Source organism: Leifsonia poae (genome assembly GCF_050632195.1).
GTDB lineage: Bacteria > Actinomycetota > Actinomycetes > Actinomycetales > Microbacteriaceae > Leifsonia > Leifsonia poae_C.
This window is the reverse complement of record NZ_CP192580.1, coordinates 1,012,549-1,025,216: the sequence shown is the minus strand read 5'-3', so window position 1 is coordinate 1,025,216 and position 12,668 is coordinate 1,012,549. Positions and strand designations below refer to the sequence as shown.

The following is a 12,668-nucleotide window of genomic DNA, read 5'->3' as shown; positions in this document are numbered from 1 at the left end:
TCAGGCGATGGACGGGCTGCCGCCCGGGTACGTGTCGCGCTTGCCGCCGGGGCCGACGTACTGTGCGCGGCCGTAGCCGACGATGAAGTAGCCGATGATCGCGAAGAGCCACAGCAGGAAGAAGCTGAACGCTCCGCCCTTGCCGAACGCACGACCCACCCCGAATGCGACGATGATCGCCACGACGATGTTCACGAGCGGGATGAAGTAGAGGATGACGAGCGCGCCGTGGTACCCGGCGATCTTCACCAGCAGGTACGTGTTGTAGATCGGGATGAGCGCACCCCAGCCGGGCTTTCCGGCCTTCGTGAACACGGGCCAGAGCGCCAGCACGACGAGCAGGTATCCGATGAGACCACCGGTGAACGACGGCACCGGGTTGAACGCGGTGCTCTGGGTGGTGATCAGGTCGTCGAGCGGGAAGGACGTCAGCATGGGTTCTCCTCGTTGGCGGACGCCGCGACCGCGGACGCCCCGATTGCGGGCGCTCCGATTCTGGGCGTCCCGACAGTGGACGCCCCGACACTATCGGGTCAGGGCGTCGACGCGCGGAGTGTGACCGTTCCGGCCACCGGCGAGGCGAGCGAGGAGACGGCCTGCGGCAAATCGGCGAGCGCCAACTCGAGCGCCCGCGCGCCGATCTCGGCGAGCGGCAGGGCGACGGTCGTCAGCGAGGGCGTCACATCCTGAACCAGCGGAATATCGTCGAAGCCGGCCACGGCGATGTCGACGCCCGGGGTCAGTCCGGCGTCTCGCATCGCGGTCATCGCGCCGAGCGCCATCACGTCGGTGACGGCGAAGATGCAGCCTGGACGCGCACCCGTCGCGAGCAGCGCCGCCGTGGACTCGTAGCCGCCGTCACGGGTGAAGGCGCCCGGGATGAGCTGCGCATCCGGAATGACATCTCGAAAGCCGTCCGCCCGATCACGCGCCGTGAGCAGGTTCTCGGGGCCCGCCAGCACGACGAAGTCGGTGTAGCCGCGCTCGACCAGGGCGCGGGCGAGGGATGCTGCGCCTTCCCGGTTCTGCACCGGCACCGACCGCAGCCCGGGGGCGGCCGCACCGATGATGGCGACCCGCGCCCCACCGCGCTCGATGGCGACGAGTTCGGCGGCGCTCCCCGACGGCGCACCGACGGCATCCGCGTGGCGGCTGCCGGCAAGGATGACGGCACGAGGTCGCTGACCCTTGAGGGCGCTGAGCGTCGCCACCTCGCGCGCGGCGTCGGCGCCGGTTGCGGTGAGCGTGACGATCAGGCCGCGCTCGTCAGCGACCCGGATGACGCCCGCGGCGATGCTCGAGAAGTACGGGTCGGCGATGTCTCCAACCACGATCGCGACAGTGTTCGTCGTCCCGCGGGCGACCGCCTGGGCCTGCACGTTCGCGCTGTAGCCGAGCGCCGCAGCTGAAGCGAGCACACGATCCTGCAGCTCGGCGTTGACCTTGCGCGTACTGCCGTTGAGGGCCCGGGATGCGGTCGCCAGCGACACCCCCGCATGCGCAGCGACCTGCGCCAGGGTCGCCGCGGTCTCAGTCACGGCTCAACCCTACAGAGCGGGTGCTTCGATGGCCGGGGTGCTGGCGCGGATGATCGGGTATGCCGGAACCGTGCGATCGCTCGAGGCGGGGTTCAGTGCGCGCTCGATGGCTTCGGAGGCCACCTCGTCGAGGGCGACGTGCACTGTGGTCAGCGGTGGGACCACATCCCGCAAAGTCGTGATGTCGTCGAAACCGGCGACCGCGATGTCGTCAGGGATGCGCAAACCGCGGTCGCGCAGACCGGCGATCGCCCCCAGCGCCATGTCGTCGGTGATCGCGAACACGAGCTGCAGCCGCTGGAGTTCGTTCTCGTCGAGGCTCAGGATGTGCTCCCGCGCTCCCTGCCAGCTGAACTCCGGATGCCGCACCACGGTCTCGACGCCGTCAGCGCCCGACTCGGCGAGCCCGGCGACGAACCCCTCCACGCGTTGCTGCATCGACAGCAGCGGAGTGGCGCTGCCGAGCACCAGGGCGCGCCGGTAGCCGAGCACCGCGAGTTCGACAGCGAGCTGGCGGGCGCCTTCGTGGTTGTCGAACGTGACCGTCTCGAAGGGCAGGTCGCTGCGGCTGATCAGCACGACCCGGCCGCCGGTCTCCTCGTAGCGCCGCAGCTCCTCGACGAGCTGGTCGCCGGACGGCGGATCGACGTAGCCGGTGCCGGCGAGGATGATCGCCCGCGGCTGCTGTCCACGTAGTTCACGCACGAGCTCGAGCTCGCGGTCGACGCTGCGCTCGGTCACCGCGATCGAGACCCGCAGGCCCGCGGACTCGGCCTGCCGCATGATCGCGGCCGCCATCGCGGAGAAGTACGGATCGGAGATCCCGCTGATGACCAGGGCGACGGTACGGGATGTGCCGCGCGCGATCGCCTGCGCCGCCAAGTTGGGCGTGTACCCGAGTTCGTCGGCGGCATCCATCACACGCTTGCGATAGCTCTCGGCCACCTTGCGATCGCTGCCGTTGAGCACCCGGGATGCGGTCGGCTGCGATACCCCGGCGTGCCGTGCGACGTCGTCGAGCGTGACCGGCCGGCGCGGCCCTGCGTCGCTCTGAGTCTCGGTCACGGCCCCAGCCTACCGAACCTCGCGGCCCGCGGGAATGCGGATGCCCGCGCGTTTCTGGGCGGGTTGCGCGCGGCTCGCCTCGGCCTCGCGCGGGCCGCACGGCCTCCGTTTGCCAGTAGTCGTCGCTCTCAGCGCGTGAGAACGACGACAAGTGTCATATGGGCGGGTAGGAGACGGGATCGGGCGGCTCAGGTGGCGAGCATCCACGCGAGGCCGGCCCCGCACATCCCGAACGAGACGATCGAGTGGATGCGCCAGCCGCGCCGTGCGAGGAGCACCCGGGCAAGCACCCACGCGACCACGATCACCGCTGCCGCCGCTGCCGCTGCGCCCACGCCCGCTCCCGCTCCCGCGCCCATCCCGCCCATCCTGTGTGCGTGGTCGGTGAGTCGCGTCGACTGCAGGTTCGCGGCCCCGGGAAAGCTGCTCTCGACGCGACTCGACACCCCCACTGCCATGACCGACATGAGGAGGAGCATCGCCCAGAGGTCCACGACGTGCTCGCGCGCCCAGGCGCGGGTGCGGGCGAACGGCGCGTAGGCGAATGACACGAGCGCAAGCGTCACAGCCGCGACCACCATAGGCGCCGGCGTGTGGCCGGCGAGCACGGCCCACACCATCACGCCCGCCGGAATCACTTCGTGCGCCAGCGCCCACCCCACCGCTCGCGCCTCCCCTCCCGGCGTCGAGTCGTGCGAAACGTGCGGTCCCACATCCCGCAACCCCACTTTTCGCACGACAGGATGCGCCGCCGCACCCGCGCCCGGCGTCGAGTCGTGCAAAAAGTGCGGCCCAACACCCCGCAACCCCACGTTTCGCACGACAGGACGCGCGGCGACGCTCACGCGCGCCAGAGGGTCTTCACGTTGGTGAACTCGCGGATCCCGAGAGCGGAGAGCTCGCGGCCGTAGCCGGAGTCCTTAACGCCGCCGAACGGAAGTTGCGGGAACGACGCCGTGAGTCCGTTCACGAACACGCCTCCCGCCTCGATCCCGTTCTGGAACAGCTCGGCCTCGGCGTCGTCGGTGGTCCAGACGCTGGAGCTCAGCCCGAAGTCGCTGTCGTTCGACAGAGCGATTGCCTCCGCGGCGCTCGAGACCTTGTAGAGGCAGGCGACCGGTCCGAAGCACTCCTCGCGGTAGATCCGCATCTCGGGCGTCACCCCCGTCAGCACAGTCGCCGGATAGAACCAGCCGGGACCCTCGGGTACAGCACCGCCGGTCAGGACGTCGGCCCCGCGGTCGCGCGCATCCTGAACCAGGTCGTGGGCATCGCGGCGGCCCTGCTCGGTCGCGAGGGGTCCGAACGAGGTCTCAGGGTCGAAGGGATCCCCGGCGACCTGCGCACGCATCCCGGCGACGAACGCCGCCTCGAACTCCTCGTAGACATCTTCGTGCACGTAGTAGCGCTTGGCGGCGATGCAGCTCTGTCCCGAGTTCTGCACGCGGGCGTTGACCCCGGCGGTCGCGGCCGCGGCGACATCCGCCGACGGCATGACCACGAACACGTCCGTGCCGCCGAGTTCGAGCACCGACTTCTTGATGTTCCGCCCGGCTGCCTCGGCCACCGACGATCCAGCGCCGACAGAACCGGTCAATGTGACGGCACGGATGCGCGGGTCGTCGAGCAGCGGAGCAACCGCCCCGCCCTCCACGAGCAGCGTCTGGAACGCGCCGACCGGGAACCCGCCGCGCGCGAACAACGAGCCGAGGTACAGCGCGCTCTGCGGAACGCTCGAAGCGTGCTTCAGGATGCCCGTGTTGCCGGCCATGAGCGCCGGCGCCGCGAAGCGGATCACCTGCCAGAACGGGTAGTTCCACGGCATGACCGCGAGCACCGCACCGATCGGCTGGTACCGCACGCTCACGGCGGAAGCACCCACATCCCCGGGCTGCACAGGATGCTCGTCGGCCAAGTACTCCTCCGCATGATCGGCGTACCAGCGCATCCCGCGGGCCGACTTCGACACCTCGTACTTGGCCGTTCCGATCGTCTTGCCCATCTCGGTGGATACGAGCGAGGCGACCTCGTCGAGTTCGGCGTCGAGCAGGTCGGCTGCAGCGCGCATCCATTCGGCCCGCTGCGCGAAGGTGGTCGCGGAGAGGGCACGGTAGGTGTCGTGCGCCGCGGCGACGATCGCCTCGATCTGCTCGGCCGTGTGAGGTTCGAACGTCTTGAGCGTCTCGCCGGTGGTCGGGTTGACGGTGGCGATGGCCATGCTGACTCCTTTGTTCTGCGGTTGGCGATGGTGCTGCGATGGTGCTGCGATGGTGCTGGTACTGCTGGGGGGAATTCTCGGTGACGCTCCGACGGCGGCTACGGGGGTCCGCTCAGCCGCCCGCGACGAGCCGCCGCGCCAGCTCCACCCCGCCGGCCACGGGCGAATCCTCCAGCAGCACGACATCGAGCGACGGATGCGCGGCCGCGACCCGAGCGGAGAGCGCCGCGAACAACCGCGGCTGGTTCGCGATGACACTCCCCGCCACCACCACGGAATTCCCGACAGCCCCCCGCCGAACCAGCCGGTCTACAAGGACAGCCAACTGATCGGCCGCGCGTTCTACGACCTCGACCGCGAGCGCCGACCCCGCGTCTGCAGCGGCGAAGACGGCGATCGCGCGCGGGCCCCAGTTCTCCGGAGTGGGAGTGTCGTTGACGGCTCGCGCGAGTGCCGGTGCCGAGCCGACGCCGAACGCTTGCTGCAAGGCCGGCAGGAGTCCGTCATCCGGAAGCCCCTCGTCCCGAGCGGCGAGCGCTGCGATGGTCGCCTCGCGAACGAGCGCGGGTGCTCCGCCCTCATCGCCGATCACCCAGCCCCAGCCGCCGGCGAAAAGGGTCTCCCCGTCTCGTCCTGCCCGACCGCGATCGATCCGGTGCCGGCGATGACGCCGATCCCCGCCTGCAACCCCGCCGCCGGAACGAGCAGCGCGGCGTCGTTGACGACCACCGCCGAGTATCCGAGCGCGGTCAATTCGTGTGCGAGCTCGTGGCAGTGCTCGACCGTGTCGCATCCCTGGGCCCCGACACCGACGGCGACCACCCGGTCTCCGGATGCGACGACCCGCTCGATGCGGGCGATCAGCCAGCGAGCGGCGTCCCCTGCCGGCGAGGCGCTCCAATCCTCGGCCGGCAGGGAGACGTCGGCGATCCGCGAGCCGTCGAGTGAGACGACCCGCACGCCGAGCTTGGTGCCACCGGCATCCAAGCCCACGATCACATCGGTCACGCGGCACCGCCTGCGTCGACCGGAACCTTCGTGTCCTCGTTGTGGAAGACGAACTCCTCGACCTCGATCCCGCGCACGGCGGCGACCGCGCCCACGAGGAGCTGCATGACCAGCGCCTCGATCACGGCCCGCTGAGCGGCGGGGAGCTTGGGCACCTGCACGACGTGCAGGGTCGCGGTGGAGTCGACCGGCTCGCCCGAGATGAGGATGACGTGGTGTCCCGCCTCGGAGAGCGTCGTCGCCAGATCGAGCTCGCGGCTATCGCCGAACACGACGTGCACCCCGCCGCCTGCCGACTCCATCGAGCCGTGAAGGTACTGACGTGTGCTCATGCCCGTGGCAGGGATGCGCGCGACCTCACGGAACAGGAGCGCACCGGCCTCGGCCGAGCCCACAGCGGGTCCAGCGCCGACGAAGTCGCTCGACGCGACCGTTCGGAACAGCTCGGCGAGCGCATCCACGCGGTCGGCGAGCTGCGCCTCGACACGGGCGAAGGTCTCGTGCAGGCCGAACCACGCCGGGTCGATGCGACCGCCGTCCCAGGCGTCGGCGAGCATCCCGAGGGCCGCCACCGTCGCCGTGTAGCCGATCGTGGATGCGTAGCTGTCGGCGAGGTTGCCCAGCGCGATGCTCGAGGCGATCTGCGAGATCGGCGACGGCTCGGTGTTCACGACGGCGAGCCGCAACTCCGGCGCGACGGACTCGAGAACGGCGAGCGTCTCGGCGCTGCGGCCGCTCTGCGAGATGGCGACGATCGGATGCGTGCTCTCGGGAAAGGGCAGCGGTAGATCGCCCGCGCCGAGCCGCCAGGAGTGGATGCCGCGCGAGCGCAGCTCCCAGACCGCCGCGCAGGCAGCGGCGAGGCTCGCGCCGATCCCGACGAACACGGGCCCGGGGCCCTCAAGTTCACCGGCCGCCTGACGATCGGCGATCTGTGCGGCGATCAGCGGGATGGCTCTGCCCAGTTCCTCGGCCTGTGTCGCTCGCGCGGCCGCGAACGTGTTGTACCCATTCATGCTTGTCCCCTTCAGGCGGTCGTCGTGCCCGCGGCGGCGATGCCTGCCGCGGAAGCTTGGGCGGAATCGGGTGCGCTCTCGGTGGTTCCCGGCGCAACGGTCAGAACCGTCGGGTCCCAGTCCGCAGGCAGCGGCTCGACCGCGGGAGCGGTGCTCCGGATGCGCACGGGCAGCCCTGTCTCGATCGATTCCTCGATCGCAAGCATGACCTCGAGTGCATGGTAGGCGAGCTCGCCGCTGGCGCGTGGCTTCCGACCGTCCCGGATGGCGCGCGCCATCTCGAGCACCCCGACCCCACGGTCGCGGTGAGCGCCGGGCGGCGGGATCTCGACCCAGTCCGTCTCCCTGTCGTCACCCGCGAGCAGCCGTGTCTGGCCATCGAAGCCGCTGACCGGCACGCCGAGAACGCCGGTCGAGCCGGTGATCTCGAACGTCTGCCGCCGCTGCGGGGAGTCGAAGCTGTAGATGGACGTTCCGACGACTCCCGAGCGGAAGCGCGTGAGCACGCTGACGTGGGTGCTGACCTCGACCGGGAAGGTCTGCCCCGCATCCGGACCCGACCCGATCACACGCTCTGCGCGCGGAGTCTGGCCGACGGCTTCGACCGATTCGACGGGGCCGAGCAGCTGCACCATCGTGCTGACGTAGTACGGCCCGATGTCGAACAGCGGGCCGGCGCCGCGGGCGAAGAGGAACTGCGGGCGCGGGTGCCACGCATCCGGACCCGGTCCCTGCATGAGTGTGAGCAGGGTGCGCGGGGTGCCGATCGCACCGTCGGCGAGCAGCCGGTGCGAGTTCTGGATCCCTTCGCCCAGGATGGTGTCCGGCGCGTTCGCAACGACGACCTCCCGGCTCTCAGCGGCGGCGAGCAACTCCTTCGCACTGGCGAGGTCGAGCGTGAGCGGCTTCTCCCCCAGACGTGCTTGCCGGCGGCGACGGCCTTCATGCCGACTTCGGCATGTGCCGCGGGGATCGTGAGGTTGACGACGATCTCTACCGCCTCGAGCGCGAGCAGCGCATCCACCGGTCCGGCGAACGGGATGCCGTACTCGGCGGCCTGGGCCTCGGCGCGCGCGACGTCGAGATCCGCGATCGCGACGACCCGCACATCCCGATACGAGGTGAGCGAACGCAGGTATTCGTCGGAGATGTTGCCTGCCCCGATGATGCCGATGCCGACGGCGCTCATGCGGTCACCAGCCCGAGAAAGTAGGCCGCGTTCCGATCGACGAGCGGGAACACGTCGCCTTCGTGCACGACGACCTCCACGACCGCGAGCTCAAGGCTGCCCGCGAGCGGCAACACTTCGGCGATATCGAACGGGTTCTCATCGTCGTGCTTGACGTGCAGAAAGCGCACGCGATCTCCCAGGCGCGGGATGAGCTCGGTCACCTCTGCGCCGCCGACCGCAGCCCAGTACGTGTCCAGTTCGAGCACCACGGCCGGGTCGAGCAGCTCGACGAGCAGCTCGTATGCGGGCACCCCGTCGATTTTCTGCGCGAACTCGAAATCGTGGTTGTGATAGCCGACCCGGATGCCGTGGCCTGCAGCGTATGCAGCCGCGTCGTTGATCGCCGCGGCGAGCGCCTCCACACCCTCCCGCGTCGAGATCGAATCGGGACGCACCCAGGGCACGATGACCGTCTCGATGCCGAGGCGGGTCGCGGCGGCGAGCACAGCATCCCGATCCAGCTCGGTGATCTTCGAGTGCGCCGTGATCGCACGCAAGCCCGTCGCGTCGAGTGCGACCGCAAGCCCTTCGGTGTCGCTCAGGATGTCGTACGGCTCGACGTGCGTGAAGCCCGCGGCGGCGAGGCGGCCGAGGGTGGCGGGGAGCGCATCCGGGCCGATGTCGTCGCGGACACTGTAGAGCTGAACGCCCAGGGGACCGGTCATCAGTGGTGTCCTTCGTGGTGGTGGTGGTGCGTCTCGCCGGGCGCGCAATGGTCGCTCGTCGAGGCGGGAATGTCGAGTGTGGGGTTGCGGCCGAAGAATCCGTGGGGCTTGAGCACGAAACCTGTCGAGTCGACGGGCATGATCGGCCAGTCCTCGATGCGGGGGAAATGTGTCAGCCCGAAGGTGTGCCAGAGCACAATGTCGGTGTCGTCGACATTGCGGTCGGCGGCGGTCCAGGCCGGAAGGCCCGCTCTACCGGGGTGCATGTTCACGAAGTCGCCGGCCGGGTACAGCTCGCTCGGCTCGTAGGGCGTCACCCACAGGTGGTTGGCCGAATACGTGGCACGCGCGTAAATGTCGGACTGCTCATCCGCCAACAGTGCCGGCTTGCCCTCCGGATACAGCACGTAGCCGACGCTACCGCCCAGGCGGTTCTTCACGCCGGGATTCGAGACGAGCCAGACCCGCCCGCGGGTGTTGTCGGCCATCCGTTGAGCCTCCGACTCCGTGCGGAGCCGCTCGACCGTCTGCGTGATGCCGGTGCCGGTCGGATTGGCGTCGCCGCGCGGCACGAGCACGGCCTCCAACTCGTCGACGGCGTTCGCGACACCGTCGACCATCATGTCGAGGCGGGCGCTGAACAGGTGCTGGTGGTACGGGGCGCCGAGGCCCGGCGCGAGCTCCGAGGCGTAAGGATAGCCGGGCCCGGGGTACGCCGAGGTGAAGACCACCCCGGTCGCCTTGACCTCCAGCTCGATGGTCCCGTCGAGGGAGAAGTACCAGTAGAAGCCGTAGTCGTAGTTGCCGACGGTGACGAAGAAGGAGACCACCAGGCGGCGGTTGCGGCGGGAGTCGCTCGACCCGTTCCAGTTGTCGAAGTGCTTCCAGAGGATGCCCGTGTCCTCCTCGTGGATGCAGATCGCCTGCGGGATCACGCGGGGGTTGCCGGCGTTGTCCGCGAGCACCGCATCCAGATACGTGATGTCGCCGACGCAGTCGCAGCCCAGCTCGAGCGAGTTCGCGAACCCGCCGAGCAGGTACTCGCCGCAGTCGAAGAAGTTCTGGAACCAGCGCTGCGGGCTCGGGTCGCCGTACGGCACCATCATCTCGGCGATGGATGCGCGGTACACGATCGGGCGCTGCACACCGTTGTCGTCGATCGAGATGTTGTGGAAGACGAGACCCTCGCGTTGGTCGAACGAGACCTGCAGGTTCCAGCCCGCCCAGGAGAGCACGCCGTCGTCGTCGATCGTGAAGCTGGGACCCCCGGCTGGGTGATCTCGATCGGCTTGAGACCCGCGCGCGACGGCTGGCCGACCCAGTCGGCGAGGTGGAAGTTGCCGTCCTCCTGCGGCACCGGCAAGTCGACGTAGTCGATCACGTCGAGCACCTCGCGCGTGACCACGTCCACCATCACCGTCACGCCGTCGACAGGATGCGCCCAGCCGAGGTCGTCGGGCGTCTTCTGCACGAAGGTGAAGCAGCGCTGGATGCGGCGACCCTGCTCATCCGGAGTCAGAACTCCCGCAGAGAGCGGGTTGACCCGCAGCGTGCTCAGGTCGGTGAGCCCGCGCTTCGCCATGGCGGCGAGCCAGCGCTCATCCTGATGCACGATCTCTTCGACCAGACCGAACTCCGCCAGCACCACGGGCACCTGCCCCTCGGCCGGGTCGAGCTCGCGGGCCGACAGGATGCTGTCCTCGGCCGGGCAGACGACCACGTCGTGCGACGCGCCCGACCCGAAGTCGACGAGCATGGCGCGGAAGCGTCGGGCGTCGGGGGCGGAGCCCGGGCCGAGTAGGGTGCGCTTGTCCTGTTCGAGGAGGCCGAAGTAGGAGACATGCGTGTTCTCGCCGATGAGGCCTTCGCGCACGAGGATGGCTCGGGCGGCGGCGATCTCGGCGGGCTGCATCGACGCGAGGGCGGCGGCAGTGGTCGGCGGAGCGGCGTGGGCTGCAGTCGCGGCCGTGCCGGTCGCGGCGGTGCCGGTCGTGGCGGTGTCGGTCACTGGAGCTCCGTTCGGTTGTGGCGGGCGAAGTAGGTGCGCAGACGGTAGCGGTCGCCCGCGTACTGGATGGTCGACGCGAGCACCGGACGGTCGGCGCGACCACTGACGATCTGATGCATCACGAGCGTCGGCGTGCCGACGATCACGTCGAGTTGCGCGGCGATCTCGCTGGTGGCCTCCCGGGCCTCGATGGTGGTCTCCGCGTTCGCGAGGTCGTGACCCGCCTCGGCGAGGGCGCCGTAGAGCGAGTGCACGCGGAAGTCGTGCCGCGCAGCATTCGGGATCAGGGACGCGGGAACCAACGACAGGTCCACCGCGATGGCGACGTCATTGAGCATGCGCACGCGCCCCAGCCGGAACAGAGGCGTGCCCGGCGCGATGCCGAGCTTCTCGGCTTCGTCGATGGACGAGCTCGACACCTCGGCCCGGAGGACACGCGAAGACGCGACCAGTCCCATCCGGTCGGCCGTCTCGGTGAACGACTCGAGGCTGTTCGGCCACTCGTTGCGCTCATCCGTCGCCCCTGCGATGTACCAGCCGCGACCGTGCGAGGGGGTGAGCGCCCCGTCCTCGACGAGGGTCTGAAGAGCTTTGCGCAGGGTGACCCGGCTGATCCCGAGGCGCAGGCACAGCTCGCGCTCGGGTGGGAGTCGCGAGCCTGCGCGCAGCGAGCCGGATGCGATCTGGTCGCGGATCGCATCCGCCGCCTGCACCCAAAGCGGGTCGGGGTAGTCGGTGCGGATCGTGACCTCGCCGACGGACGGCGACGGAGTGATGGGGGGCGTGGTGCTCATCGGTCGAGACTCACCTTCTCCCAGGTGCCCGTCTTCATCGAGGCGTAGCAGGCGTCCAGGATGCAGTTCACGACGAATCCGTCGTCGAACGTCTCGATCGGGGCCTCCCCGCGGCGAACCTGTCGACGAAGTGCCGCATCTCCTGGCTGAAACCGTAGGCGCGCGCCTCTTCGGGAACCGGGTACACCCATCCGGTGTCCGCGTCCGCCTTCTCGACAAGGTAGCCTGCGGGGTTCTCGATGAAACCCCAGACCGGAGTCTGCGAGGTGTCGGTCACGATGCGACCGGCGCTCCCGACGAGCTCATGGCGCAGCTGCATGCCGCCCTTCTCGATCCACGAGGACTCGATCTGCGCCAGCTGGCCGCCCGCGAACTTGAGCAGGGCGATGGCGGTGTCCTCACCGGTGGTCTTGTCGGCGTGGGCCATCGTGGCGCCCCACGCGAACACCTCGGTGACGGGGTTGTCCTTGCCGAAGAAGTGCCGGGCCGACTCGACCGTGTGGCAGCCCATGTCGAGCAGGGCGCCCCCGCCGGCGGTCTCGGCGTCCCAGAAGTGCGGTGCGTGCGGGCCCGAGTGGGCCTCGCGGGCACGCATCGTCAATACGTCGCCGATAGCGCCCGCCGCGACCATCTGGTGGGCCTTGGCGATGTTCGGCGAGAACACCGAGCTCTCGGCGTAGCCATGCCAGACGCCGGCCTCGGTGACGATCCTCAGTATCTCGGCCGCCTCTGCGCCTGTGCGTGCGAGCGGCTTCGTGCACACGACGCCCTTGCCCGCCGCGGCGGCGATGCGTACAGCCTCTACGTGCACTTCGTTGGGCAGCGCGATCACGACGAGGTCGACATCAGGATTCGCACAGAGCGCCTCCATCGAGTCGTACTGGTTCGGGATCGGACCCCACGTCTCGGCGAAGTCCTCCGCGCGCTGCAGGTCTCGCGAGTAGTTCGCGACGATCTCGGCGTTGCGCACATCCTGAAGCGCATCCGCGTAGGTGTCACTGATGAACCCGGAACCGAGCAGACCGACACGAATCACATTTCCTCCAACTGAAGCTGTGATTCACATCGTACCCAGGTGGTACGTCATTGGTCTACATCCAGCCCGCAATTGCTCCCTAAATAAAT

At 69.3% G+C, this 12,668-nt stretch carries 11 protein-coding genes and 2 pseudogenes; all 13 read right to left on the bottom strand.

Annotation, left to right across the window (positions count from 1 at the left end):
* Positions 1–435, bottom strand: a complete 435-nt coding sequence (locus ACQ86A_RS05295) for a DUF5684 domain-containing protein (RefSeq protein ID WP_431279556.1) — start codon at positions 433–435, stop codon at positions 1–3.
* A gap of 98 nt (positions 436–533) precedes the next feature.
* Positions 534–1,538: a LacI family DNA-binding transcriptional regulator gene (locus ACQ86A_RS05290; protein ID WP_431279555.1), complete on the bottom strand. Its 1,005-nt coding sequence runs from the start codon at positions 1,536–1,538 to the stop codon at positions 534–536.
* Between the two features lie 9 nt (positions 1,539–1,547).
* Positions 1,548–2,603: a LacI family DNA-binding transcriptional regulator gene (locus ACQ86A_RS05285; protein WP_431279554.1), complete on the bottom strand. Its 1,056-nt coding sequence runs from the start codon at positions 2,601–2,603 to the stop codon at positions 1,548–1,550.
* Between the two features lie 188 nt (positions 2,604–2,791).
* Positions 2,792–3,265 carry a hypothetical protein gene (locus ACQ86A_RS05280; protein WP_431279553.1) on the bottom strand — a complete coding sequence of 158 codons (474 nt, stop codon included), beginning with the start codon at positions 3,263–3,265 and terminating at the stop codon, positions 2,792–2,794.
* Positions 3,266–3,444: 179 nt separating this feature from the next.
* Positions 3,445–4,821, bottom strand: coding sequence for an aldehyde dehydrogenase AldH (gene aldh, locus ACQ86A_RS05275; RefSeq protein ID WP_431279552.1), 1,377 nt, complete (start codon positions 4,819–4,821; stop codon positions 3,445–3,447).
* Positions 4,822–4,933: 112 nt separating this feature from the next.
* Complete coding sequence (locus tag ACQ86A_RS05270) at positions 4,934–5,413, bottom strand: hypothetical protein (protein WP_431279551.1); 480 nt, start codon at positions 5,411–5,413, stop codon at positions 4,934–4,936.
* Positions 5,410–5,829: a hypothetical protein gene (locus tag ACQ86A_RS05265; protein WP_431279550.1), complete on the bottom strand. Its 420-nt coding sequence runs from the start codon at positions 5,827–5,829 to the stop codon at positions 5,410–5,412. Before ACQ86A_RS05265 ends, ACQ86A_RS05270 begins: the two co-directional genes overlap by 4 nt.
* Positions 5,826–6,845 carry an SIS domain-containing protein gene (locus ACQ86A_RS05260; RefSeq protein ID WP_431279549.1) on the bottom strand — a complete coding sequence of 340 codons (1,020 nt, stop codon included), beginning with the start codon at positions 6,843–6,845 and terminating at the stop codon, positions 5,826–5,828. Before ACQ86A_RS05260 ends, ACQ86A_RS05265 begins: the two co-directional genes overlap by 4 nt.
* Before the next feature lie 11 nt (positions 6,846–6,856).
* A pseudogene (locus ACQ86A_RS05255) lies at positions 6,857–8,034 on the bottom strand (Gfo/Idh/MocA family protein).
* A complete protein-coding gene (locus ACQ86A_RS05250) occupies positions 8,031–8,741 on the bottom strand; it encodes a sugar phosphate isomerase/epimerase family protein (protein WP_431279548.1) in 711 nt (236 codons plus the stop codon). The pseudogene ACQ86A_RS05255 and the gene ACQ86A_RS05250 overlap by 4 nt, the downstream one beginning before the upstream one ends.
* Positions 8,741–10,653: pseudogene (locus tag ACQ86A_RS05245) on the bottom strand (primary-amine oxidase). Before ACQ86A_RS05245 ends, ACQ86A_RS05250 begins: the two are co-directional and overlap by 1 nt.
* A 92-nt stretch (positions 10,654–10,745) precedes the next feature.
* Positions 10,746–11,543: a GntR family transcriptional regulator gene (locus tag ACQ86A_RS05240; RefSeq protein WP_431279547.1), complete on the bottom strand. Its 798-nt coding sequence runs from the start codon at positions 11,541–11,543 to the stop codon at positions 10,746–10,748.
* 67 nt (positions 11,544–11,610) lie between these two features.
* A complete protein-coding gene (locus ACQ86A_RS05235) occupies positions 11,611–12,579 on the bottom strand; it encodes a Gfo/Idh/MocA family protein (protein WP_431279546.1) in 969 nt (322 codons plus the stop codon).
* Positions 12,580–12,668 lie beyond the last annotated feature (89 nt).

Excerpts from the sequence above, each read along its gene's own strand:
- ACQ86A_RS05260 (WP_431279549.1), bottom strand. The coding sequence starts at position 6,845 with ATGAATGGGTACAACACGTTCGCGGCCGCGCGAGCGACACAGGCCGAG.
- ACQ86A_RS05240 (WP_431279547.1), bottom strand. The coding sequence starts at position 11,543 with ATGAGCACCACGCCCCCCATCACTCCGTCGCCGTCCGTCGGCGAGGTC.
- aldh (WP_431279552.1), bottom strand. The coding sequence starts at position 4,821 with ATGGCCATCGCCACCGTCAACCCGACCACCGGCGAGACGCTCAAGACG.
- ACQ86A_RS05295 (WP_431279556.1), bottom strand. The coding sequence starts at position 435 with ATGCTGACGTCCTTCCCGCTCGACGACCTGATCACCACCCAGAGCACC.
- ACQ86A_RS05250 (WP_431279548.1), bottom strand. The coding sequence starts at position 8,741 with ATGACCGGTCCCCTGGGCGTTCAGCTCTACAGTGTCCGCGACGACATC.